Annotated in this window: 23 protein-coding genes and 1 tRNA gene; 11 read left to right on the forward strand and 13 right to left on the reverse strand. The window is 38.6% G+C overall.

Annotated elements, in window-relative coordinates:
• Nucleotides 1–108 precede the first annotated feature (108 nt).
• On the forward strand, nt 109–831 hold the full coding sequence (locus EHQ49_RS02955; protein WP_425269823.1) for a hypothetical protein: 723 nt from the start codon (nt 109–111) through the stop codon (nt 829–831).
• Between the two features lie 22 nt (nt 832–853).
• On the forward strand, nt 854–1,399 hold the full coding sequence (locus EHQ49_RS02960) for a YceI family protein (RefSeq protein WP_135576184.1): 546 nt from the start codon (nt 854–856) through the stop codon (nt 1,397–1,399).
• Between the two features lie 44 nt (nt 1,400–1,443).
• Here the strand turns inward: EHQ49_RS02960 and EHQ49_RS02965 are convergent, their stop codons facing one another.
• Entirely contained in the window at nt 1,444–2,316 is an 873-nt protein-coding gene (locus EHQ49_RS02965; protein ID WP_135576186.1) for a molecular chaperone DnaJ, read from the reverse strand.
• A gap of 81 nt (nt 2,317–2,397) precedes the next feature.
• On the opposite strand from EHQ49_RS02965, the gene EHQ49_RS02970 reads away from it, so the two are divergent.
• Genes EHQ49_RS02970 through EHQ49_RS02985 form a run of 4 tightly spaced genes read left to right on the forward strand, consistent with a single transcriptional unit; the run spans nt 2,398 to nt 6,396 of the window.
• The gene (locus EHQ49_RS02970) at nt 2,398–4,113 is read left to right on the forward strand and encodes an acyl-CoA dehydrogenase family protein (RefSeq protein ID WP_135576188.1); all 1,716 of its coding nucleotides are present in this window, start codon (nt 2,398–2,400) and stop codon (nt 4,111–4,113) included.
• A gap of 5 nt (nt 4,114–4,118) precedes the next feature.
• The gene (locus tag EHQ49_RS02975; protein ID WP_135576190.1) at nt 4,119–5,027 is read left to right on the forward strand and encodes an AEC family transporter; all 909 of its coding nucleotides are present in this window, start codon (nt 4,119–4,121) and stop codon (nt 5,025–5,027) included.
• A complete protein-coding gene (locus EHQ49_RS02980; protein WP_135576192.1) occupies nt 5,024–5,917 on the forward strand; it encodes a DMT family transporter in 894 nt (297 codons plus the stop codon). Before EHQ49_RS02975 ends, EHQ49_RS02980 begins: the two co-directional genes overlap by 4 nt.
• Nucleotides 5,914–6,396, forward strand: coding sequence for a DUF4442 domain-containing protein (locus EHQ49_RS02985; protein WP_135576195.1), 483 nt, complete (start codon nt 5,914–5,916; stop codon nt 6,394–6,396). Before EHQ49_RS02980 ends, EHQ49_RS02985 begins: the two co-directional genes overlap by 4 nt.
• A 55-nt stretch (nt 6,397–6,451) precedes the next feature.
• Here the strand turns inward: EHQ49_RS02985 and EHQ49_RS02990 are convergent, their stop codons facing one another.
• Nucleotides 6,452–8,872, reverse strand: a complete 2,421-nt coding sequence (locus EHQ49_RS02990) for a 1-acyl-sn-glycerol-3-phosphate acyltransferase (protein ID WP_135576197.1) — start codon at nt 8,870–8,872, stop codon at nt 6,452–6,454.
• Nucleotides 8,873–8,979: 107 nt separating this feature from the next.
• Here EHQ49_RS02990 and EHQ49_RS02995 point away from each other — a divergent pair, with 107 nt between their 5' ends.
• From EHQ49_RS02995 to EHQ49_RS03015, 5 genes are all read left to right on the forward strand, one after another.
• Nucleotides 8,980–10,365, forward strand: coding sequence for an SLC13 family permease (locus EHQ49_RS02995; protein WP_135576199.1), 1,386 nt, complete (start codon nt 8,980–8,982; stop codon nt 10,363–10,365).
• A gap of 120 nt (nt 10,366–10,485) precedes the next feature.
• Nucleotides 10,486–10,986: a hypothetical protein gene (locus tag EHQ49_RS03000; protein WP_135577707.1), complete on the forward strand. Its 501-nt coding sequence runs from the start codon at nt 10,486–10,488 to the stop codon at nt 10,984–10,986.
• 8 nt (nt 10,987–10,994) lie between these two features.
• Entirely contained in the window at nt 10,995–11,837 is an 843-nt protein-coding gene (locus EHQ49_RS03005) for a CAP domain-containing protein (protein WP_135576201.1), read from the forward strand.
• A 52-nt stretch (nt 11,838–11,889) separates the two neighbouring features.
• Nucleotides 11,890–13,920, forward strand: a complete 2,031-nt coding sequence (locus EHQ49_RS03010) for a PAS domain S-box protein (RefSeq protein WP_135576203.1) — start codon at nt 11,890–11,892, stop codon at nt 13,918–13,920.
• Entirely contained in the window at nt 13,913–14,308 is a 396-nt protein-coding gene (locus EHQ49_RS03015) for a response regulator (protein ID WP_135576205.1), read from the forward strand. Before EHQ49_RS03010 ends, EHQ49_RS03015 begins: the two co-directional genes overlap by 8 nt.
• A gap of 17 nt (nt 14,309–14,325) precedes the next feature.
• Here the strand turns inward: EHQ49_RS03015 and EHQ49_RS03020 are convergent, their stop codons facing one another.
• The 11 genes from EHQ49_RS03020 to EHQ49_RS18715 all read right to left on the reverse strand — a co-directional run bounded on the left by EHQ49_RS03020 (nt 14,326) and on the right by EHQ49_RS18715 (nt 23,542).
• Nucleotides 14,326–14,781 (reverse strand): EVE domain-containing protein, encoded by a 456-nt coding sequence (locus EHQ49_RS03020; RefSeq protein ID WP_135576207.1) that lies wholly within the window; start codon nt 14,779–14,781, stop codon nt 14,326–14,328.
• A 9-nt stretch (nt 14,782–14,790) separates the two neighbouring features.
• Nucleotides 14,791–16,743: an ATP-dependent zinc metalloprotease FtsH gene (gene ftsH / locus EHQ49_RS03025; protein WP_135576210.1), complete on the reverse strand. Its 1,953-nt coding sequence runs from the start codon at nt 16,741–16,743 to the stop codon at nt 14,791–14,793.
• 29 nt (nt 16,744–16,772) lie between these two features.
• Nucleotides 16,773–17,336, reverse strand: coding sequence for an aminoacyl-tRNA hydrolase (gene pth / locus EHQ49_RS03030; protein WP_135576212.1), 564 nt, complete (start codon nt 17,334–17,336; stop codon nt 16,773–16,775).
• 19 nt (nt 17,337–17,355) lie between these two features.
• Nucleotides 17,356–17,988: a 50S ribosomal protein L25/general stress protein Ctc gene (locus tag EHQ49_RS03035; protein WP_135576214.1), complete on the reverse strand. Its 633-nt coding sequence runs from the start codon at nt 17,986–17,988 to the stop codon at nt 17,356–17,358.
• Nucleotides 17,989–18,005: 17 nt separating this feature from the next.
• Nucleotides 18,006–18,947, reverse strand: a complete 942-nt coding sequence (locus tag EHQ49_RS03040; RefSeq protein ID WP_135576216.1) for a ribose-phosphate pyrophosphokinase — start codon at nt 18,945–18,947, stop codon at nt 18,006–18,008.
• Entirely contained in the window at nt 18,944–19,705 is a 762-nt protein-coding gene (locus EHQ49_RS03045) for a sugar phosphate nucleotidyltransferase (protein WP_135576218.1), read from the reverse strand. The genes EHQ49_RS03040 and EHQ49_RS03045 overlap by 4 nt, the downstream gene beginning before the upstream one ends.
• A gap of 27 nt (nt 19,706–19,732) precedes the next feature.
• Nucleotides 19,733–19,808: transfer RNA gene (locus EHQ49_RS03050), tRNA-Gln, on the reverse strand.
• Between the two features lie 4 nt (nt 19,809–19,812).
• Entirely contained in the window at nt 19,813–20,733 is a 921-nt protein-coding gene (locus tag EHQ49_RS03055; RefSeq protein WP_135576220.1) for a 4-(cytidine 5'-diphospho)-2-C-methyl-D-erythritol kinase, read from the reverse strand.
• 2 nt (nt 20,734–20,735) lie between these two features.
• Nucleotides 20,736–21,692: a WYL domain-containing protein gene (locus tag EHQ49_RS03060; protein WP_135576222.1), complete on the reverse strand. Its 957-nt coding sequence runs from the start codon at nt 21,690–21,692 to the stop codon at nt 20,736–20,738.
• Nucleotides 21,692–22,864, reverse strand: a complete 1,173-nt coding sequence (locus EHQ49_RS03065; protein WP_135576224.1) for an ACP S-malonyltransferase — start codon at nt 22,862–22,864, stop codon at nt 21,692–21,694. The genes EHQ49_RS03060 and EHQ49_RS03065 overlap by 1 nt, the downstream gene beginning before the upstream one ends.
• A 534-nt stretch (nt 22,865–23,398) precedes the next feature.
• Nucleotides 23,399–23,542: a hypothetical protein gene (locus EHQ49_RS18715; RefSeq protein WP_002972181.1), complete on the reverse strand. Its 144-nt coding sequence runs from the start codon at nt 23,540–23,542 to the stop codon at nt 23,399–23,401.
• Nucleotides 23,543–23,671: the final 129 nt, after the last annotated feature.

Genomic DNA, 23,671 nt, shown 5'->3' on the forward strand with positions numbered 1-23,671 from the left:
TGTAAAACTTTGGTTTTTGTAATCATTCTAAGCTATGTCTCTAACTTTTATCTTTGAATCAAGGGGATTATTTATTTACATTCAGATTCCTTGTGTTAGTATTTTTTTATGAGAATACAAATTGTTTTGTTTGTAAGTCTTTTATCTTTTTCCACAGTCTTCGCACAATCGATTCCCCTTCTTCAACAAAACAACAAACCTCTGGTCACAAAAGAATCACTGAAAAAAAGAAGAAACCTTTTGGAATGGCACCAAATTGCTGGGTTAACCACTTTAGCACTTTGGCTTGCGACTAACTTAGAAGGGGATAAGGCGTCTGAAACTTTGTATAGAAAATCAGACCAGTATGCACAGGGTTTATTACTCGCAAATCCACAATATGCAACGAATGACCCAATCTATTTGGTTGCATTAGGTTCGTTAAATCGACATAGCATTGCCGCCGATTATTTTCTATTAAAGGATCCAACCAATAATGCGGGTTTGTATTTGGCATTAAAAGCAAATGAGGAATGGGAAACCAAACACTCTGCAGCAATGCATAAAAATTTAGCGATGGCGACGTTCAGTATGTATGCGATTACTGCAAGTCTTGCCTTTTTTTCTCCGTCTAAAATAGAATCAGAAACCGAAGATGATGGGCCAAGAATTTATAGTCCGATTTTTGCGCATAAAGCAATGATACCCATTCATTTAGCATCTATGCTTTTATTGCCTGGGTTAGGTGCTAGAATTGAAAAAGAGGGTCCGAGGGCAGCTCACCAAATGGAACAAGTGGGTTGGACTGGATTTGGTGCTATGTCCATTGCATTACTCGTCATTACATTTTAATTTTAAGGATAGGATTGATTTGATGAATAAGATAATTTTTTGTTTTGTGTTTTTGTTCTTCGGAGCGAATGTTTTTGCTGCAGAAGTTACAAAAAAGTATATAGAATTTTTTGTAGAACATACTACAAAAAATGTAACGGGTGTTTGTAATGAAATTCAAATGGAAACTCCCAATATCCAGGTTTCAGGAAATCATTACACTTTAAAATCTCCCTTTGAAATCAAAATTCCACTTTTGAAAATTGTTTCCGGGGATTCAAATCGTGATTCTCATATCCAAGAAATTTTAGGATATCCAGATTCACCAAACATTCTTGTCAAAATTGAATCGATAAAACCGGAAAAGGATCAGGCCTACACAATTAAAGGCAAGTTAGCCATTCATGGAAAAACAAAAGATTTTGCAACTGACGCTACAGTAAAACCAGAGAATCCCAATTCCATTCAAGTGGACGGATCCCTTGTTGTTACGTTTTCTGAATATGAATTAGAAAATCCTTCTCTTCTTTTTATGAAAGCTAAAGATGAAATTCGGGTGAAGTATCATTTTCAGATTCAATTGAAGTAAAGGTGGGGAGAATCAACTAAAGAAAGAAGACAAAAATAGTTTCGTTAACTTCCTAACAGTTCAACCAAACGATTGTATTTTAAAATGATTCGTTTGGTCATTTCTTCCCCTTTTTTATTGATATCGGGATGGTATTTTTTTAAGAGTTCTTTGAATTTCTTTTTTACGTCGGTGATGCCGGCACCTGGTTCTAAATCGAAAAACGCAAGTAAGTCTTTTACTTCATCAGAAACTGTTTTTACGATCTTCTTTTTTTTCTTTTTGGTTTCTCGGACTCGACCGTATAACTCGTAGTAGGTTCTGTCTCTGAATTCGCGAGTGATGTCTCGGAAGTTAAGAATTTTTGTAGGGATCAGACTTTTTAAATATTCGTATAAAAATTCTTCGGCTCCGTATTCAGGGTGGATTTCGAATTTTTCTAAAAATTGATGGATAGAACGTCTGACAAAAAAATCAATTTCAAATTTATCCATCAGATAGGAATCAACTGCATCATCGTAATCCACAGTGGCTGCTGTCAGAAGTAATAAAAGTTCACGGTCTAATTTATGATTGGCGATTGTTTTTTGGATCAGGGTTTTATACGATTCGCGAAGTTCATATAACGGACGTTCACTAAAAAAAATCCCGGCTCTTAAAAACTTTTCTGCGACTTCGTCTAATTCCAAACTCCAGGCGAGAAAATCAATGAGGAGATCTCCATCCACTTCATGGAATCCGCCGGAAAGTGTCATTTGTGGTTTTGATGCTTTGAATTGATAAATTTTGCGAAGGCATTCTTCCTTTCTGATTTCCAAAAGTTCAGAAAGTCGGTCGTACGACAAAAACCATAACATGGACTCAGAAACGTTCTGGAGTTCAAAGATCACATCGTGGAGAATTTGTTTGGATTTTCTCGTTTCTACTCTTTGAACCATACGGAATCGACTCTAGAACCAATTTCAAACCTGGGTGACTTTTTTGCTAGTGAATCCTATTCCTTTTTTTGAACTGGAAGAATGAGCCACCATATTTCTGAACATCCTTCCTTACAACCGTTCGATATTTCCGAATACAAGGGAGTTCGAGGTAAAAACTTTTACGAAATAGACCCCGCCTTACAAAGAGTGGTCCATCGGTATTCTGAATCTTTTGCTCCTGACCATAAAAAAGCAATGGAAGAACATATCCGAAAGTATGGGGAACTCGTTGGTGGGATTTTGGATGTCCTTACAGAAGAATGTCATAAAGAAGGAAAATACGGTGAAGTTGTTAAATTTGACAGAACCGGAAAACGAATCGATTTTATAAAATATTCTGAAGAACAAAAATTAGCACGTAAAATTTCTTATGATCACGGTGTTGTCAATTTAGACTTTCATCCCGAATGGAAATATGATTTTACACATATTCATCGTTATGCGCTTACCTATTTGATGAACATGAATGGGGAAGGTGGTGTTGCTTGCCCTTTGGCAATGACAGACGGAATCATCCTAGCATTAAAAAAAATTGGAACAGACGAACAAAAGAAAAAATACTTACCACTCGTTGCCGGTAAGGGAAGTTCTTCTCATTTTATGGCTGGGCAATATGTAACCGAAAGAGTAGGTGGAAGTAATGTTTCTGCCAATCGTACCATTGCTAAAAAACTTCCAAACGGTAAATGGGAATTAACCGGTGAAAAATGGTTTTGTTCTAACCCTGGTGATCTTTGGGTGACAACGGCAAAGATGGAAGGAACAAATACTGTCGGTATGTTCCTTGTTCCGAGGATCAAAGAAAATGGAGAACTCAATGGGCATCATATCCTACGTAAAAAAGATATTATTGGATCTCGTGGAAAACTCACTGTAGAAATTATTTATGACAAAGTAGAGGCGGAAGAGTTTGGGCGTCCGGGTCATGGGCTTGTCAATCTTATCCGTTATATCATCAAAACCTCTCGTTTGCATGTGGGAATTGGTTCTAGTGGGAACGCAAGAAGGTCTGTGATGGAAGCTTCTGAGTATGCAAAGTTTAGAACCGCTTATGGGAAAAAGATTTTAGAATTTCCTTCTTTTACAAAGACCTTAGCAGAAATGCAAATTTTACAAACAGGAAATTGTTTTGTGAACTTTCGCTCGGCCAATCTCTCTGAGAAAGCTGATGATGCCGCAGAGATCACTGTACCTCTGATGAAATATAAATCGTCTTCCCAAGCAAGTTATATCACACAAAAAGCGATCTTAACTCTAGGTGGAAATGGAATCATTGGCGATTTTTCTCCACTCCCACGCCTTCATAACGATTCCATCATCAATGAAACTTGGGAAGGAACTCATCTCATCATTGCAGACCATTGTTTGCATGCCTTACAAAAACCAAAAGTGTATACAGCCTTCCAGACTTTGTTAGATGAACTAACGAAAACTGCTGACAACCATCCTGAATTAAAAAATGCATTCACTGTATTCCAAACCAAACGAAAAGAATTAGAAGATTGTATCAAAAATCAGTCTAAAGATTGGAAGGATATGAATCGTGTTTATATCGCTGATGTAACTTACCAAGTGTTTTTACTCGCAGAATTTTTAGAGCAGGTGGTTTACGACATCACAAATAAACTCACAACAAAGTATCTTTATTTTGCCAATGGGTATGCTGAGATGGTGCGAGACGGATTGGAAGCTCCTAGACAAAAAGAAGGAGTTTTCTTTGATCCTAAAGCCATGGAGACTTTTCTTTCTTTTTAAATAGTATGGAAAACTTTTTACTACTAGGAATTTGTTTTGGACTGGGGTTATTTTTTCGAAGGTTACCTCAGTTTCCAGAATCCACTCCTAAGGTGTTAAACGGGTTTATCCTTTTTATTTCTTTGCCTTCTCTTGTTTTGAATCATGTCCATGAATTAAAAGTGGATGCGACTTCCTTTTTACCTTCTTCCATGCCATGGTTTGTCTTTGGGATTGCCATTGTATTTTTTCTTGGATTGTACAAACTAAAGTTTTTAAAATTTCATACAGCCGTTTGTTTGGTGTTAACCGCTGGTTTTGGAAATACATCTTTTGTTGGGTTTCCATTACTCGAAACTTACTTAGGCAAACAATCACTTGGGTATGGAATTTTGGCAGACCAACTGGGTACCTTTATGGTTTTAAGTTTTCCAGGAATCATTTTGGCTTCGATTGCTATGGATGGGAAGTGGGATTTTTCAACTCTCATCAAAAGGGTTATGGGTTTTGCACCCATCTATGCATTGTTTGTTGCTATCATCACAAGGCAATTTGTTTACCCTGAGGCTCTCAAACTCGTTTTACTTCGTTTGGGTGATACTCTTACCCCACTTGCTCTAGTATCAGTAGGATTTATGTTGGATTTACGAACCATTGCAGGTCACGGAAGAGTTTTGGTATTAGGACTAGGATTTAAACTCATCCTCGCACCATTACTCGTGTATTGGGTTTATTTTCCATTAAAAGAGGACTCTTTACTTTTCCAAACCATTGTTTTGGAATCGGCAATGGCTCCTATGGTCACTTCCACAGTCATCACAATTGAAAAAAATATTTCTCCCCATTTAGCAAGCCTTATGTTGGGAATTGGAATTCCTATTTCCTTTGGCACCACATACGTTCTCAACTTTTTGTTGAAAGGAAACTATATTTGAACCTAAAATTTTTACTCTTACTTGTTCTCGCAATGGTCTCTTGGGGAATTTCTTGGCCCATCGGTAAAATGATCGCAGGTACGGTTCCTGTTTCTGTATTAGTGTTTTGGCGATTTCTTGCTACCTTCCTTTCTGTGATACCTCTTCTTCTTGTGATGAAAATTCCTTTTTTACTCAAAACAGGAAAGGACTATTGGAATGTTCTTGTTGGAGGAATTATTTATACTTTTTACAATCAGTTCTTTTTTATGGGATTAAAAAACGGACTTCCAGGAGCCGGTGGAGTTCTTGTCACCACTCTCAATCCCATCGTTACTTTTTTTATCGTTGTACTGGTTCAGAAAAAACGAATTTCCAAACGCCAAGTGATTGGTTTGTTTTTTGGATTTATTGGTGGGCTTGTGATTTTACAAGTATGGAAAATTAGTATCGATTATCTGTTGTTATCTGGTAACTTATTCTTTTTATTATGTTCTTTTGTTTGGGCGATTCTTTCTCTCAACAGCCAATCAACTGGAAAATCAATGTCTCCTGTGACTTATAGTTTTTATGTATATGCAGTCGGATCCATCATAGAACTTTTATTTTGTTTTAATGATCCTAGTTTTTGGAAGGTATGGGATGAAGGGTTTTCCTTTTGGGCTTCTATCTTTTACTTAACAGTAATTTCGACAACCTTTGGAACTACAGTGTATTTTTATGCAGCAACTCGACTTGGATCCGAGATTGCCAGTAGTTTTATCTTCATTGTTCCTCTCTCTGCTTATTTAAGTAGTTATCTGATTTTGAATGAAGTGGTACAAATCCCTGTAATCATTGGAGGTTCGCTAGCTATCCTCGCAGTGTATTTAATCAATTCGAAACAAAAAACAAAGGAACCAAACCTTTGAAAAAAACTACAGCATGGAAAAAAAGATTCAAAATTTGGTTATATAACTTTTATCCTCCTTATATTGGAGCTGGGATTCGCATTAAAGAAATTGCACCTGATTTTTCTTATTTTCGATCCGAAATGAATTTAAGATTCTATAATAAGAATTATGTGGGTGTTCATTTTGGTGGTTCTTTGTATTCCATGTGTGATCCATTTTTTATGTTGATCCTTTTGGAAAGACTTGGATCCGATTATATCGTTTGGGACAAAGCCGGCAATATGATCTTTGTAAAACCGGGAATGGGAAAGGTCATTGCCGAATTTCGAATATCTGATTCCGAAATCCAAAGGATCAAAGACGAAATCGAAGTTAAGAAAAAAGGGGATTATCAATTCACCACTGATGTCAAAAACGAAGCAGGTGAGGTGATTGCGATATTGGAAAAAACAGTTTATATCCGTAAACGGGGAAGACTCCCCGTTCAGAATGGGTAAGAATAAAAATAAGAAATATAGATAGGTTTCTGATTCTTTTTTTTATCCTAGTGTATTAGTATTTTTTATCTTCGTCTTCAGGAATCATACTCGCGTAATACTGAAGTAAAGCATCGTTTTTGGAATGAACCATTCGATTTGATTCTTCGATCATCTTTCGTTTTTCCAAAATCCTTTTCCCCTTTTCCCAAACTTCTTCTGGATCCTTCGTCAGGTAATTTCCCTCATGGCGGGAAATAAAATCTTCAACTAACATCTTACTCTGCGAAACTTCGATGGAAAAATCATTTTCTGTTAAAATTTTAGCAACAATTTGGTTTGGTAGAATTTTATGATACTGTTTCCACCCTTTGGTGATGCGGTAACTGAGTTCCAGCGTCGGATCTTCCGTATGTGCATATTCAGAGATAGGAATTGGATCACAAAACTCTACATATACATTGGAACGTTTTGCAAGAAATCCTGCCATTCCCAGCTCTTCTGGCATATTACAAAACTGGTTATCTTCCGGAACGGTTTCATAGGATACAGAGATGGGAACAATCACTATCTCTGTTCCAGAACTACGAAATGCATTCACTGCCGTTGTCAAAAGTCCCGTTTTGACTGGAACAATTCCTCCTGTCCGAGAACGAGTTCCTTCTGGATAAACAAGAGAAGGAATCCCTTGTTCTAACATGACTTGTGAATAAAGAGTGAGGCATTCCAAATACAAACTGTTTCTCGTTCTTTCACGATCCACGGCATAAGCACCTAGAGATTTTAACATCCATTCCCAAAATGGGTTGGACATTAAATTGATACCTGCCGCATAACGAGGAACAGGTAGTCCCAAGTGAAATAAGGAATAAGCAACTTCCACGGAATCTAGGTGAGATCTATGAGTGGGGGCATACAATAAATTGTATTTAGAAGAAAGGGCTTTGACCACTTCTGTTTTACCACCAACATGAGGAATCATCGACCCTTTTAAAAAACCACCGGAGAAGAGGCGAATGGGAGCGACAAACCTGAGAACAGATTCCCGAACCGTAGGACTATAGTTATCAGCAATTTCTGTTACATAAAATCGAACGAGTTCTTTAACAAGAGTGTTCTCTTCGTCTTTTTGGCAATTTTGGAATCGTTGCCAAATTTCAAGTTCTGATTCAAACTTAACCTCATCCAACTTTTGTTTTTTACGAGTGGCTTTGGTGAGTCTTTTCTGAGTGGATTCAATGACTGCGGAAGATTGTTTTTTAACACGAGTCACGGTGCCTGGAACATTGCTAATGTGTTTTAAAATTCGATCCACAAGCAGGTTTTGAAAATCAATTCCTGATGTTAAGTTGAGTCCCACCTTCTTTTGAACTACGAGAGGAATGTTTTTTGATTCCGTTTTTTTACCACAAATCAAATCAATGAGTGCATCTGGTGGTTGTTTTCTAGTGAGAACATCGAATAAAGTTCTGTGTAAAGTAAATGGTAAACGAATCTCATTGGCAAGTTCAATGAGAATACTCAGTGCATACGTTCCTTCTACGTTATCATGCCATTTGGTAGATTCTCTTTCGATAAAAGATCTTGGTGCAAAGAAAATTTCAATTCTATCTTTGATACTTAATTTCTCTCCACCTGACAAGAGTTCGCCGACAATTTTTTGTCCAAAACCCCGGTTTCTACTTTTGTTACTGGTTGCTGTTGTGATAAAATCGGCAAGGCCTGATCTTCCCATCACCGTATCGGGTCTTGCACCATAACGCATAGCTAGGTCTCTTACTTCTTGAAATCCTACGGATAAAATTTCACCAAGTAAGTTGGCCCCATAACGAGGGAGTAAAGATACGATCCCACTTGCGATGGCCATTGGGTTTTTGGCAACTCCCACAATTTCCATTCCCACAACATCATCGGTAACAGAAGTATTGATAAAATTAGAAGAAAGAACCTCGGCAAGAAAATCAGAGGTTTCTTTTTCATAAGATCCAATATTAAAAAAACTGAATTTTTCATCTAAAATTTCCCCAAGTAGGGAAGGGCCATTGACAACGGCAACGGATGTATTTGAAAAATTTCTTTCTTTTAAAAAATTTTGTAAGTATTGCGAATAAGTAATGAATCCTGTTTTTTTTCTATTTTTAGAATCCAGAATTCCTTTTGTTAAAAAAGAAAAAACATAACTATTGGTTGGTTCTAAAACTTCCAAAAGGGCATGGACGCTGTCCAAAAAAGACCGCGAAGGAACGGCCACATGGAAAACCCAATCATCTCGTCCAAAAGCATCCAAACTGGAGACAATGTCGATATGATCAGGAAGATCAATTGTCTTTCCCATAATTTCTGTTTGGCGGCGTTTCTTTAGAACCTCTACCAATTCTTTGTCAGGAATCCAGAGAGTGATGGGGTCGAACTTTTGTGCCAGTACGGAAGCGATGATGATACCCATGGGGCCGCTTCCCAGAACTGCTTGTTTTAAGTCGTTATAGGCTATTTGCATAAATAATTAACAATACGAATCGAGGGGAAATCTCACTTTATTTGTTTGCTTGAAACGATTCGAGTCTATCGAAAAAGTATCAGGAGAGTGTAAATCGTCAAGTCACAATGATTCGAGCTGGTATTGTATTTTCAAGTCTTGCGGTGATTCCTGCCCTCTTTGGCTGGTATCAAAACTGGCTCGGTCTTAACCGGCCTCAAGAGATCAATTTGGCCATTGCCTTACTTGTATCTTTTCTTTGGGTAACAGAACTTTTCCCGCTTTATGTTACGGGTTTTTTAGTTTTATTTTTGGAATTGGTCTGGTTGCTTCCCTCATGGGGACCAGGAGCTCCAAAAACGATTACTTTTCTATCTTGTTATTTTTCAGAGACCATTTTACTCTTCTTAGGTGGCTTCGTCATATCTTCGGCAATCACATCTTATGGATTGGATTCTGCCATTGCTCGTTTTGTGATTCAAAAAACGAAAGGTTCAGCCTTTTTACTTGTGCTTTCTTTGGGTTTTGCCACAGCATTTTTATCCTGCTGGATGAACAATACGGCTACTGCAGCTATGATGCTCGGATTAGTATCTTCTATGATGAAATCTTTAGAAGAAAACAATCCTTTACGAAAATCTCTTTTATTCATCGTTCCTTTTTCCGCAAACCTGGGAGGGATCGGCACACCAGTGGGAACCCTCCCCAACGTGATTGGGATTGGATATTTACAAGAAAGAGGATTAGAAATTGGTTTTTTAAACTGGATGGGATTTGCCTTCCCCGTATTCATCCTTTCCGTATTGGCCCTTGCTATACTTTTGTACATTGTGTACTTAAAAAAAGGCAAATCAGAAAATTCTGTCTCTTCCATCCAAGTGTCTGATCCGGATTTATCTCTTTCGAAACGGGATCGATCTATTGCCTTGAGTATTATCATCATCACCATTTTTGGGTGGATCACCTCAGACTGGCATGGAGTGTCTAATGGAACCGTCGCTTTATTTCCGGTGATTGTTTTTTTTGGATTTCGACTTTTAGACTTAAAAGAATTTCGAAATCTATCTTGGGACGTATTGATTCTTATGGGAGGAGGGATTGCACTCGGTAAAGCCTTCGAAGAAACTGGACTTGCGAAACATTTTGTCGGTTTGTTTATGTTAGGTGATTCTGGTCAATTGGGTTTGTTTTTATTTTTTTCCCTTCTCTCTCTCGGCCTTTCATGTTTCCTAAGTAACACCAGTGTGGCCAATTTGATTCTTCCCATCACCATGGGATTACCTGCACATCTGATTCTGCCTGCAGCCATCGGAGCCACCATCGGGGCTTCCCTTGCTATGCCACTTCCTGTATCTACACCGCCCAATGCTTTGGCTTTCAGTTATGGTGGCATTAGAAGCCTCGAGATGTTAAAGGTTGGTGGCATCATTTCGATCGTTGCTTGGACCTTTTTTGTGACTGTCGGGGGGCTAATTTTACATCTATTGGGAATTGTCGATTTTTCTCGGTTTTAAAAAAAAGACTTTTCCTCTCCTCAACTTCCATTACTCTACTTTCGAATTATGCGAAGTATTCGATCTTTTTTATTATTATTAGTAATTGTCCCATTTTTTCTTTTTTCTTGTTATAATTATATCAGCGAAGATGTACCCGTCATTGCAAGGCCTGATTTTAAACAGCAGATCGCCATTTTGTCTATAAAAGTTTCCACTCCTGAGAATGATAAAACCAAAAGGGAAATCACTTCTATTTATACAAAATATTTAATGGATACCGGATATTTTGGTCGTGTTTTATCAGATGGAGTCCGGGCAAACCATCATATTGATTTGTATACAAGCGAAGTGAACGAATATGAACATTTTTGGATCTCTTCTATTTCCACCTTGTTTATGTTAGGTACTGCCGGATTGTTGCCATCAATCTATTCTAAAGAAAGAGTTCTCCATGCCGATTTTTATTTAAACGATAAACTCGTTGGTCGCGAAAAGTATAGGCAAAAACATTCTACCCTATTTGGAGTTCCATTTGTATTTATCTGGGAAACTGGAATTAAAGAAGCGAAAACAATCCAATTTAACAAAGAAAAAAATCTAATCCACAATGTGGTTCAAGATTACAATCGTTACTTATAGGAGACTTTATGAATTTTCTTACAAAATCAAACCTTGTTACATTACCAGCTCGAACTTTTGCCATTGTTTTTGTTTTGAGTTTATTTGCCTCTGTTTGTAAAACTCCCGAAGTCAAAAAAGCTCCTGTTGTAGAAGTAAAAAAACCAGAACCTGTCGAAAAGGTTGTGGAACAACAAGATCCGAATTTAGCTTTTTTAGAAAGTATTGAAGATGGTCGAGAATTACCAGAATCCGATAAATGGAAAGTCGAACAATACGATGTATTCACTGAGGATACCTTCCCGTCGTATGCTCCCGCAAATACAGCTATCGATTTTGCAAAGATCGATTATCCTTTGTTAAATGCTGCAGTTTTTTATGTAACTTCGAAAGAGAGAAAAACACTCGGCCTTCGTCCTTTTAAATATTCGGAAAAATGTGAACAAGCAGCTTTCGGCCATGCGCAAGATATGGTAACCTATGATTTTTATTCCCATACTAGCACTGTGAATGGAAAAGAAACCTTACGTGACCGTTTGGATTTGGTAGGAATTACAGACACTTATTCTGCAGAAAATATAATTAATTCGTTTGGAATTCAATACCAAGGTGGACGTGCCGTATTCACTCCATTACAAAACGGTGGACCGTTTTTTAGTTACACAAAAGCAGGATCACCGATTCCTAATCATACTTATTTGAGTTTAGCAAAAGCAGTTGTAGAAATTTGGTTTAACTCACCAGGCCATAGAAAGAACATACTCAATCCAGAGTTTACTTACATGGGTGCAGGTACTTCCTTTTACAAAGATAAAAAGTTTTATGATATCGATAAGGTAAAAGCAGTACAAGTTTTTACAGCCAAACCTTAAAGATACAACCAAAGATTTTCATTGGTGCTCTTGGTGTAAGGAAGATGTCTTTTTGGATATAAATGAATTTTATTTTTTAGCGAAACTTGCGGCTCAGATTTGTAACTCAAAAATTTCTCTGATTACCAACTTAGAGGGAAAGGATCAAAAACCAATTGCAGAATTTGGAATTCTTCCGGATCAACTTTCGTCGTTGGTTACTTTTTCTTCTCAAATTTTAGGTCCAACAAAAGACATTCTTATCATCGAGAATTTTCATACAGATTTGAATTCGAATCATACTGCGGTTTTTCTTAAGGATTTCCGAACTCAGTTTTTTGTTGGTGTTCCTTTGGTTTCAGAGGATGGTTCTGTTTGGGGAGTGGTTTCTATTTTAGATGACAAACCAAAAACTTTAAATGCAAACCAACTCGAGTTACTTCAAGAAATAACAACCAGAGTTAAACATTTAATCATTCAAAAGCCAGAAGATTTACCAACCAATGAATTGATTTTACAAGGCTCGAGTTCTCACGAAAAAACTTTATCTTTATTTGGAACTAAAGAGGCCATAACTCAAATTCGAAAATTGGAAAAGGATCTCCGAGCTAGTGAAACGGCTTTTCGTGGGAATTTTGATAATGCTGCAGTTGGAATGGCACTCATTGATGAAAATGGGAAATGGCTTAAGGTTAACAAAAGGGTTTGTGAAATTGTAGGATATACTGAGTCAGAGCTGATGCAGCTGACCTTTCAGGATATCACACATCCCGATGATTTAAATGCAGACTTAAGTTATCTAGAAGAACTTGTCGCAGATAAACGAAGATTTTACCAAATGGAAAAACGATATTTCCACAAAAATGGAAACATCGTATACATTATTTTGGCCGTTTCGATGGTAAAAAATGAAGAAGGAAGAGTTCATTATTTTGTTTCTCAAATCATTGATATCACCGAATGGAAGTTAGTTGAACAGAAGTTAAAAATTGCTTTAGCTAAAAACCAGGCTATTTTAGATTCCAGCACTCTGGTCGCTATTATTAGTACTGATACCGAAGGAACCATTACAGAATTCAATCATGGCGCCGAAAAAATGTTAGGATATACCTCAGATGAATTAATCGGAAAGTTTACCCCTAAGATTTTTCATATTGAAGGGGAAATAGAAGAAAGAGGTAAATTACTTTCAACTGAATACAATCAACAGTTTTCGGGATTTGAAATATTAATCTACAATGCAAAAATTGGAAAACCAAATACTCTAGAATGGACACATAAAAGAAAGGATGGGTCCACATTTCCTGTCCTTTTGTCCATTACAGCCGTGAAACAAAATGAAAAAATATCCGGTTACTTAGGTGTTGCCGTAGATATTTCTGAACTCAAAAAAGCAGAAGCAGAAATTCAATCCTTACTCGATATTACAAGTGAACAAAACAATCGATTAAAAAATTTCACAAACATTGTCTCTCATAATTTACGATCCCATAGTTTTGGAATTAGTGGGATGATGGATATACTCCAAAGAACATACCCGGAATACTTTCAAAATGAAATGATGTCATTGTTACTTGGAGCCACAGAAAATTTAAAACGTACGATCGAAGATCTAACTGCAGTCATTAAAGTTAATTTAGCGCAAGAAAACTATGAGTTGATTGAAATAAATCAAGTAGTCCAGAAAAATTTGGAAAGTTTAGCTCTTCAAATTTTAGAATCAAAATTAAAAGTGGAAGTGAACTTACAAAACCAGTTTCTCGTTCGTGTCATCCCTGCTTACCTGGACAGTATTGTTTTAAATTTAATTACCAATGCCATCAAATACAAAGCAAAGGATCGAGATAGTATTCTAAAAATTGTCGGATTTCGTAAAAATAAATTCATCGAAGTTCAATTTGAAGATAACGGGCAAGGAATTGATCTAAAAAAACATAGTGATAAACTCTTCGGCATGTATAAGACTTTTCATGAAAATAAAGAGGCCCGGGGAGTTGGATTATTCATTTCAAAAAACCAAATAGAAACGATGGGAGGAAAAATTGAGGTTGAAAGTACCGTAGGAATTGGTACAAAATTTACTGTATTTTTACCCTATGAATGAAATTAATTTAGCCTGCGTTGTGGAGGATGATCCTGTTCATCTTTTTTTGACAAAACAAGTCATCTCCCTTTCCGGAATGGTAAAACAAACTGTAGTTTGTCAAAATGGTAAGGATGCTTATGACATGCTTATTTCTCGAATTTCTAGTTCGGAAACGTTGCCTGATTTGATTTTATTGGATTTGAATATGCCGGTTTGGGATGGATGGCAATTTTTAGATGAAATTACGGCGATGTCGCTAGATCAAAAAATCACCATATATATTGTCACTAGTTCTTCCAACGAGGATGATATGCGAAGAGCAGAGAAATACAATCTCAGTGATAATTACATCGTAAAACCGATTACCTTAGAGAAACTAAAAGAAATTATTTACGCGATGAATTGAAGATTTCTTAAAGATCTTTACTTTGCCATTTTGACAACGATGTCAAATTCTTTCTTAGTCACTGGTTGGATCGACAACCGCGATCCTTTTTGAGTCACCACCATTTTTTCTAGTCCCTTCGTGTTACGAAGTGTATCCAAAGAAATTAATTCTTTGAACTTAGTATGGGGTTTTAAGTGAACTCCAAACCATCTAGGTTCTGTTCCTTTCAGTTTCGGATCAAAATATTTATGGTTCGGGTCAAATTGATACGGGTCTGGTGTTGCTTCTTTTGCAATTTCTGCAACACCTATAATCCCTGGTGGATCGAGTCTGCTGTGATAAAATAAAACCAAGTCACCTAACTTCACTTCGTCGCGAAGATAGTTACGTGCTTGGTAGTTTCTTACCCCTTCCCAATAAGAGAGTTTTTCTCTGATTAGGTCGTCAATGGAGAACACATCGGGTTCTGTTTTAAAGAGCCAATACTTCATCGATGTTTTTTAGGAAGAGTATGCAGGTTTTGTTGCCGAAGCACCTTTCCCTTTTTTAGTTCCTAATCCTGATTTGGAATCAGAGAATTTATCAAAGGATGGTTGGACAATGTCTGTTAGTTCCTGTGCATCAATGGTTTCTTTTGCAAGTAAAGCTTTCGCAATTGCATCCAATTTCTTTTGGTTCTTTTTCACCAAGTCACGACCTTTGTCGAGACAAGTTTGGATGATCCGTTTGACTTCTTGGTCGATCATTGCTGCAAATTCTTCAGAGTAAGGTTTGCTGGTATGTCCGTAATCTCTTCCCATAAATGGAGAGGTTTCACCGGATCCGTAATGGATGGTTCCGAGTTTTTCAGACATCCCCCATTCACAAACCATACGACGAGCAATGTTGGTTGCTTGTTGGATGTCGTTAGAAGATCCATTGGAAGGATCACCAAAAATAAGTTCTTCGGCAATGTATCCACCCATAGACATTACAATTCGATCCAAACAATAGTTTTTACGATAAGAATGTCTGTCTTCCACAGGAAGAGATTGGGTAAGACCAAGGGCTCTACCACGTGGGATGATGGTTACCTTATGAACCGGTTCCGTATACGGCAGTAAAGTGCCGAGCAGTGCATGTCCTGCTTCATGGTAAGCTGTCATTTCTTTCTCTTTGTCAGAGATAAACATCGACTTACGTTCCGGTCCCATCATTACCTTATCACGTGCTTCTTCCAGTTCTTCTTGGGTTACACGTTTTTTGTTACGACGTGCCGCAAGAAGGGCTGCTTCATTGATAAGGTTGGCAAGGTCAGCTCCTGTAAATCCAGGTGTTCCGCGAGCAATGGAGTTCAGAGAAATATCAGATACTAATGGAACTTTTTTAGCATGAACTGCTAAAATCTCTTCACGGCCTTTTAGGTCAGGAAGGTCAACGATCACTTGTCTGTCAAAACGACCTGGACGAAGGAGAGCAGGATCAAGGACATCAGCGCGGTTTGTTGCCGCCATCACAATGACACCTTCGTTCATTTCAAATCCGTCCATCTCGACTAACATCTGATTGAGGGTTTGTTCTCTTTCATCGTGACCACCACCAAGTCCGGCACCACGAAGGCGACCGACAGCATCAATCTCATCAATGAAGATGATACATGGTGCATTCTTTTTTCCTTGGTCAAATAAATCACGAACACGCGATGCTCCCACACCCACAAACATCTCTACGAAGTCAGATCCAGAAATAGAAAAGAAAGGAACTCCTGCTTCTCCAGCAACTGCTTTTGCAAGTAAGGTTTTACCGGTTCCAGGAGGACCCACGAGTAGAACTCCTTTCGGAATTCTTGCACCAATGGCTTGGAATTTTTTTGGATCTTTTAAGAATTCAATGATTTCGAGTAATTCAACTTTTGCTTCTTCACATCCAGCAACATCGTTAAAGGTTACTTTGACTTTTGGATCTACATTCATCTTGGCACGAGACTTACCAAAGGTAAATGCTTTGTTACCAGATGCTTGGAGTTGGCGCATCATGATGAACCAAATGATACCCAGAGCGAACAACCAAGGAATGATGCCAGAAACAACACTCCAAAACTTATTTTCTTCTGTAGATTTAGCAGTAAAACTGAGGCGCGACTTACGAAGTTTTGTCACCAAATCATCGTTCACTTGTGCTACATTGGTTTTGAAGAGTTTTGGTTTGTTGTCCTTACTATTTTCAGGAATGTACCAACCTTCGATGAGCTCACGATCAATGACAATTTGTTGTTTTGCGGAAGTTTCCTTTCCGTCTTTGGAGGTAATTTTCCCAATCGGCTTTTTGCCTTCGATGGGTTCTACCATATTTAAAAAATCGGAATAACTGATTTCGTCGGGTTTACCGGCGAAGTCCTGACCTTTATAAACCGTTGCCAAAATGACAAGGAATACGAGCAAAAATAGAAATACGGTTTTGATGTTTTTATTCATGTAAAGACTTCTCGATGATTAGACTGAAATCAAAGGTGATATTTCTGAATCACTTCGTCAATATCCCCCATGGATATGGAACGAATCGCCGCTTCGGCGTCATTGATGATCTGTATCAAACTCAGGTTCTCTAATGGCTCAAAATCTTCACGTAAAAATTCTTCTCTTTTTTTAGGATTGAAGGCTGAATTAAGAACGCCGATCCGAATCCGTATAAAATTGGGGGATCGTAATGAGACAGAAACCGAGTTGACCCCAGGGTTGACATCGTTTTCCCCACCTTTGGTGACCACGATTTGACCGAGTTCAAGGCCTACGTCTTCGTGGATGACAACGATGTCTTTTACCTGAATTTTTAAAAAGGAGGCAATGTAGAGAACCGACTCACCGGAGAGGTCGCTGAAGGTTTGTGGTTTGAGTAAAACCACTTCATCCCCTTCAAAATCACCACGACCAATGAGAGATTTCTTTTTCTTTGTTTTGATTTCGATGCCAATGTTGTTCGCAATGACATCGAGAATCTTGAAACCAATGTTAGATCGATTGTTATTATATTTATCGCCAGGATTTCCTAGCCCTACAATTAACTTCATTGGTTCCTAAAAGTAGATCTTATTTCTTTCCAGCTTTTTTCGCAGCTGGTTTCCCTTTGTTGTCGGCTTCTGCTTTTTCAGCACGTTCCGCAGCAAGGATTGCTTTTGTTTTGCTACAAGAAGCAACAATCGGATCACCATTCACAAGGATTTCCCAAGATGCTGGGTGAGGAATTTCAGAAACTTTAATCATGTTTCCAATATCCAAACCACTTACATCAATTGTGATTACGTCAGTTAAATCTTCCGGAGTTGACTTCACTTTGATTTCGTGTACGAGGTGTTCGAACTGTCCACCTGCTTTAGAACCTTTTGCAACACCAGAAGTTTTGATAGCTACTGTTGTTAGGATCTTTTTACCAGGAGTCACTTTAAAAAAGTCAATATGACGAATTTGGCCTGTGTGTGGAAATCTTTGGATTTCTTTTACGAAAACTCTTTCTGTTTTACCATCAAGTTCTAGGTCGATAAGAGTTGCCTTGCGGATTCCTGAGTCGATGAGCTTTTGGATTTCTTTTTCGACAACACTTGCCGATCTTGCTTCACCGCTTCCGATGATGTTTGCCGGTACTAAACCTTCCACACGCATTCTTCTTGCAGGACCTTTTCCTTTAGAAGTTCTTGTTTGTGCTTTGATACTGATTTTTTCCATGATTATGTTCCTTAAAGTTATGAAAACAGACTAGAGATTGATTCTTCGTTATGAATCCGCTCGATGGCTTTAGCAAAGAGTGGGGCGATGGAGAGCGTTTTCAAGTGATTTATTTTTTTGGTCTCCGGAATGCTGATGGAATTTGAGAGCACAATTTGCTTGAAGTTACCTTCATTCAATTTGGCTGGTGCTTCTCCGGAAAGAACTCCGTGAGATGCACAACATAATACCGATTTTGCTCCATTTTGGTACAAAGCAGTGGCTGCTTTGGCAATGGTTCCACCGGTATCGATCATATCATCCAACAATAAGCAGTTTTTATCTTTGATTTCGCCAATGACATGCATCACCACAGACTCGTTAGCTTTTGGTCTGCGTTTGTCAATGATCGCAAGAGATCCGTTTACTTTTTTACCGAAGTTACGGGCTCTTTCTGCTCCACCTGAATCTGGAGAAACAATGACTAGGTCTTCCATACCAAGTGAGTTGATATACTCAGCAAGGACTGGTGAAAAATATAAATGATCTACAGGAATACGAAAGAATCCTTGGATTTGATCAGCGTGTAAGTCCATAGTAAGAACTCGATCAGGACCAACAGTTTCAATCAAATCGGCAACCATACGAGCAGATATAGGAACCCGTGGTTCTACCTTTCTATCTTGGCGTCCATACCCATAATAAGGAATCACTGCAGTGATTCGACGTGCCGATGCTCTTCTTGCTGCATCAATGATGAGCAGAAGTTCCATTAAACTGTCATTAGCTGGATAGCTTATGGATTGAACCACAAACACATCACGGCCACGAACGTTTTCTTCGATTTTTACAGAACTTTCTCCATCGGAGAATCTCTTTACAGAGATTTGGCCGTTCGGAATGCCCAGGTGTTTACAAATCTCCTCGGCAAGAGGCCTATTTGCATTTCCAGAAAATACAACTACTTCGCTGGGATTCATACTCCAACCAACCCTTTATCTATATATTGTTTTGCGAGAGCCAAATCATCAGGAGAATTGATACCATGGCTTTCTAACGCATTCGCCAAGGTTTTTGCTCCGACTTTTTTTCCCAAAGTTCTAAAAATTTTAATCACGTCTGTGAGGTAATATTCTTTTTGAGCATTGTTATTACCGATTTGTTTTAAGGCACCGAACAAATCCTCAGTGTTGAAACAATAGGTTCCAGTATTCACTTCGTTCACAACTTTCTCTTCAGGATTTGCATCTTTTTCTTCTACAATGCGTAAAAGGCTGCCGTCATCCGCAGAACGAATGATACGACCGTAACCCGTTGGGTTTTCCATCTTAGCGGAAAGAACAGTCGCGGCGTATCCGTTGGTTTTATGAAGTTCAATGAGTTCAGAAAACGATTTTGCAGAAATGAGTGGAGCATCTCCACAGGCAACTATCGTATAGCCAGTATAAGGTGCTAATTGAGTTTCTGCCGAAAGGACAGCATGACCTGTTCCCAACTGTTCAGTTTGTTCAGCAAATTCTACACCGGGATATGATTTTGCGATATCTGTAACGATATCTTTGCGGTAACCGACAACGACGACCTTTCGTTCGATGCCGGCGGATTCGATATTACGAAGAACGTGGAGTAAAAGTGGAGATTCGTTCAGTACAACCGCAACCTTGGGAAGTTCACTCTTCATTCGAGTTCCTTTCCCCGCCGCCAAAATAACAGCAGTTACAGTATTATGTAGGTTCATCGTTCGTTCTATCGGATCTTTTAAAACTGGCTGGCCTGCTAGGATTCGAACCTAGGGAATGGCGATACCAAAAACCGCTGCCTTACCGCTTGGCTACAGGCCAGTTTCTAAAAAGAGAACGTTCGAAATTCCATATCGGGAAATCGATTGGAGACAATGCGAAGGGCTTCGTCTCTTTCTCTATCTGAAGGATAAATGCCGTAAAAGCAAGAACCCGAACCCGATAAAGAAGCATAGACTGCTCCCGACTCAAAAAACCCTAATCTCAATTCCTTTAGTAAGGGTTGGGTCTGAAAAGCGATTTTTTCAAACTCGTTCTCAAGCCTGTTTTGCAGGTATGCCCAATCCCCGACTTGAAGACTTCGAATTAAATCCTCTGCCAGAGATTTCCATACTTGGGAACCATAGGGTTTTTGTAAACTTTTTTGAAGGCCTGCGTACATAGATGCGGTAGAAAGTCCAAAGGGAGGGATGGCCAAAATGCCTCTGCCTTGGGCGACAGAGATGGGTTCTAGCACCTCACCAATCCCGCTCACAAAACAAGCGGAAGATTGGAGGAAAAAGGGGACATCCGCCCCGATGGACTTTGCCAGAGAAATCTGCTCTTCTGTAGAAAGTTTTGTCAAAGGGAAGAGTTCTTTTAAAAAAGACCCTGCGTTGCTACTCCCTCCACCAATTCCCCCTTCGGGAGGAAGATACTTTTGTAAGCGGATGGAGATGGAAACCGGGTGAGAAAGGTGAGTGACTAACTTTTGAAAGGCTTTATAGAGAATGTTCTTTGTGAAATCACCTCTTTCGGAAACTTCTTCGAACTTGGAATGTCGGTAACCTTGGAGGTGGTTTTCGGAAACGAGACGGATCTCTGAGTTCGTTCCGCTTGAGAGGGTTTTGATTTCTACCTCCATCGGATCTCCCAAACTGATAGGAACGAAAACACTACGGATTTCATGTAACCCGTCTTCCCTTTTATACGGGATCAACAATCCAATGTTAATCTTTCCTTGCGAAAGAGTTTTTAAGGACATCATTTTTATGACTGCGTGTGAAGATTAGGTTTTGAAGGGGCAATTGATTGTAAGTGGAATTGGATGGAGTCTTTTAATTCCTTCGGCTCAGAAACTAGAACCGAAGTTCCATATCCCAGGATGGTTTGGATAAACCAATTTTTGTCTCGGATCGGAGCCTGGAATTCTCGGTATAAAGAATCACCGATTTGTTTTTGGACTCCGGTAGATTTCAGGTTGAGTTTCATTCCTAAATGATAAGAAGCGGAGTCAGTAATCCATACTTTAGCAACGTCTTTGTTTTCCGAATCGGCACCAAACAGTTGTTTGAAACCTTCTAAAAATTCCCCTGCCGTATCCGGAAGATTAGTGTATTTTGTATCAGTGATCGTGATCTCTAAAATATAATCCAATCGAAAAGATCGGAATCCTTTCTTGGTGAGATCGTAAGCCAAAAGGTAAGAATCGTTTTCTTCCCAGAGTAACCAGGGCGCCAGTGTCCTTGTTTCTTTTTCCTTAGTATCTCGTTTCCAGTAAACAATTGTTAGTGTTTTTTTTTCATCAATTGCTTTCACAATCGTATCTTTGGACTTTTGATAAGGGGACCAATCCCCAGAAGGAATCACTGAGTCAATTTTGTTTAAAATAGAATCATTTAGTTTGGAATCTTCTTTGGTTTTTTGTGTGACCAAAAGTGATCTAAGGAGTGACCATTCTTTCGGTGAAAGAGGGAGCGCAGAATCTACAGCAATAGGAAGTCGGATTTTTACCTTCTCCCCATCAAAATCTAAATCCACTGCATCAGTTGGTGAATAAGGATACATCTCAATCATATACAACTCACCTAAATCTTTTTTTAGAGCTGCGATTGATTTGTGGCCAGTAACGCTTTGAATTTCTTCTAACCCAAGCCCTTCTGGATGAGAAGCCAGAAGGCGGATTAAATTTAATTTGGAAGCGGCCCGAGCAGTGGATGGATTCATTATGCTTCTAGAATTACTTTCAATTCCTTTGCGTTAGATGCACATAATGATTGTTTTTCGATGTTTTTTGCCTTTAAGTGTCCACCAGTAAGTCTTTGACTCACAACACTTGGTCCAAAGTCAATGATTGTGTTGATGGCACTATCATTAAAAATTGGTGCAATCGCCAAATCCCAATAAAGCGGTTCAATCAAAACCATTTTAAAAAGGATGTCACGAAGGTTTCCATCTTTTTGTAAATTGTGACCATCGAAGATACTATATACAGGAACTTTTAAATCAGCACCTGTATAAGGGAATGGAACTACAGATGCATCTTCTGCATTGAATTTATCAAGTGATGTTTCCATAAATGGGCAATGGAAAGGTGCAGTTGTTTTTAAATATACAAACTTAAATTTTTTCTCGTCCATCTCAGCCTTCCATTGTTTACGGAATGCAAGGAGTGAAGAAGGAAGTGCAGAAAGAATCATCGAATCAGGAGTATTGTATAGAGAAATAAAAACAGTATCTTGGCCTTTGAGTCCAAGAGAATCATTGGTTTTTTTCACTCTTTCTTCTAATTCATCTTTTGTATAACCAATCACTGCAACCATTGGTGCTGGATTTTTATCACCGTTTGCTTCGTTTTCTTTTACGATTTCTTCCGAAACAACAAAGTTAGGATAAACTTTTTGACCGTTAAATCCGAGGTAAAAAACAAATTTTAAAAAGTCAGAGTAAGCTTTTAGAAAATCAGCTCCGTCTTTTCCGAGACCAACTAGTGCAGATGCAATAACACCTTGGCTATGTCCACTCACAGCACCAGTTGCTTTGATGAGTTCTGCAGTCGGGTATCCACGTTTTGAAACCAAAACGTAATTTGCAATCTGTGTCATAAAGATTCCCGGAACAGAAATTGGCGCACGGGCCAAATAATCTTCTGATGGAGCGCCGTCTGGGTTCTCAATCCAAGCTTTGAAGTCAAATCCTTCGTTGAGAAGAGGACTTTTACCATCACGGGCAGCAATTTCAGCAATCGTTTTGAAACTTGTTTCGAAAAATTCTTTGAGTTCTGGTTCTGCGTATAATTTTACGAGTTCTTTTAGATAAGGTGAACCCTGTCCTCCAAATTGAAGGAAAAATTTTTGTGAATTTTGGAGGGTACCAGTAAGGAGTTTGGCCGATGTCATTTTATCTTCCTGAGATATGATTTTTCTGTTACCGTACAGATCGGACTTCCTAGAACAAGGAGAAAATTCGAGGGAGGAACCTAAGAAAGGGACTGGAATTTTGTATTTAATGTCTTTGGAGAGTGAATTTCGAGGGAAAGTGGGTCAATTTGGGTTGTCAGTGGCGAAGGAAAGCGGGTGTAAAAGGTGAGCGAGTTACTTTTTCGCCTGGCCGGGTTTAGGAAGTGCGTGAAAAGGGATACGGGATGGATTTTTTCCCGATTTGGAACTGGAAACTGGGTGTAAAAGGAAAGTAAGTCACTCTTTTACTGATCAGATTTGGAAAATGAGGAAGAGACGAGTGACCCCGTTGGCTCACTTTGGTCTGTTCATAAGAGAACGACTAGTGATTCTAAAAGATAATTGAAGGCAAAAGGAAAGTCACTTACCGTTTCCAGCGACTTTCTAAAGAAAACCACTTACAAAATAAAGGCCGTGTCGAATGAAAGCCCTCATCGAAGTTGAGCGGCTTTCCAAATCGCGCCAGGATTCAAATTAAGCGGCTTTACTTTGTTCGAGGTTGGATTTTATACGTTCGTGGTCCAAGGCTAAAAGAACGGTATTTTCAAAATAGGTAGAAAAATCGATTCTTCCGGAAGAATAGTCTTCGTGGAGAAGGGCTAAAAGAAGATAGAACATAGATCCTCCTGGTGGTTCCGAATCTATTAATGTGACATAATTCGGAAAGTCTTTTTCGGCTAAAGAGTTACAATGAGTGTCGACCAGATTCCAAAATTTTGAAGGAAAATAATCACCGATAGGCGGGAT

This window comes from Leptospira perdikensis (assembly GCF_004769575.1).
Classification (GTDB): Bacteria; Spirochaetota; Leptospiria; order Leptospirales; family Leptospiraceae; genus Leptospira_A; species Leptospira_A perdikensis.

Excerpts from the sequence above, each read along its gene's own strand:
- EHQ49_RS03015 (WP_135576205.1), top strand. The coding sequence starts at position 13,913 with ATGAATGAAATTAATTTAGCCTGCGTTGTGGAGGATGATCCTGTTCAT.
- EHQ49_RS02965 (WP_135576186.1), bottom strand. The coding sequence starts at position 2,316 with ATGGTTCAAAGAGTAGAAACGAGAAAATCCAAACAAATTCTCCACGAT.
- EHQ49_RS18715 (WP_002972181.1), bottom strand. The coding sequence starts at position 23,542 with ATGTTCTATCTTCTTTTAGCCCTTCTCCACGAAGACTATTCTTCCGGA.
- EHQ49_RS02975 (WP_135576190.1), top strand. The coding sequence starts at position 4,119 with ATGGAAAACTTTTTACTACTAGGAATTTGTTTTGGACTGGGGTTATTT.
- ftsH (WP_135576210.1), bottom strand. The coding sequence starts at position 16,743 with ATGAATAAAAACATCAAAACCGTATTTCTATTTTTGCTCGTATTCCTT.
- EHQ49_RS03005 (WP_135576201.1), top strand. The coding sequence starts at position 10,995 with ATGAATTTTCTTACAAAATCAAACCTTGTTACATTACCAGCTCGAACT.
- EHQ49_RS03055 (WP_135576220.1), bottom strand. The coding sequence starts at position 20,733 with ATGATGTCCTTAAAAACTCTTTCGCAAGGAAAGATTAACATTGGATTG.
- EHQ49_RS02990 (WP_135576197.1), bottom strand. The coding sequence starts at position 8,872 with ATGCAAATAGCCTATAACGACTTAAAACAAGCAGTTCTGGGAAGCGGC.
- EHQ49_RS03060 (WP_135576222.1), bottom strand. The coding sequence starts at position 21,692 with ATGAATCCATCCACTGCTCGGGCCGCTTCCAAATTAAATTTAATCCGC.
- EHQ49_RS03040 (WP_135576216.1), bottom strand. The coding sequence starts at position 18,947 with ATGAATCCCAGCGAAGTAGTTGTATTTTCTGGAAATGCAAATAGGCCT.
- EHQ49_RS02995 (WP_135576199.1), top strand. The coding sequence starts at position 8,980 with ATGATTCGAGCTGGTATTGTATTTTCAAGTCTTGCGGTGATTCCTGCC.
- pth (WP_135576212.1), bottom strand. The coding sequence starts at position 17,336 with ATGAAGTTAATTGTAGGGCTAGGAAATCCTGGCGATAAATATAATAAC.
- EHQ49_RS03020 (WP_135576207.1), bottom strand. The coding sequence starts at position 14,781 with ATGAAGTATTGGCTCTTTAAAACAGAACCCGATGTGTTCTCCATTGAC.
- EHQ49_RS03045 (WP_135576218.1), bottom strand. The coding sequence starts at position 19,705 with ATGAACCTACATAATACTGTAACTGCTGTTATTTTGGCGGCGGGGAAA.
- EHQ49_RS02970 (WP_135576188.1), top strand. The coding sequence starts at position 2,398 with ATGAGCCACCATATTTCTGAACATCCTTCCTTACAACCGTTCGATATT.
- EHQ49_RS03065 (WP_135576224.1), bottom strand. The coding sequence starts at position 22,864 with ATGACATCGGCCAAACTCCTTACTGGTACCCTCCAAAATTCACAAAAA.
- EHQ49_RS02960 (WP_135576184.1), top strand. The coding sequence starts at position 854 with ATGAATAAGATAATTTTTTGTTTTGTGTTTTTGTTCTTCGGAGCGAAT.
- EHQ49_RS03035 (WP_135576214.1), bottom strand. The coding sequence starts at position 17,988 with ATGGAAAAAATCAGTATCAAAGCACAAACAAGAACTTCTAAAGGAAAA.
- EHQ49_RS02955 (WP_425269823.1), top strand. The coding sequence starts at position 109 with ATGAGAATACAAATTGTTTTGTTTGTAAGTCTTTTATCTTTTTCCACA.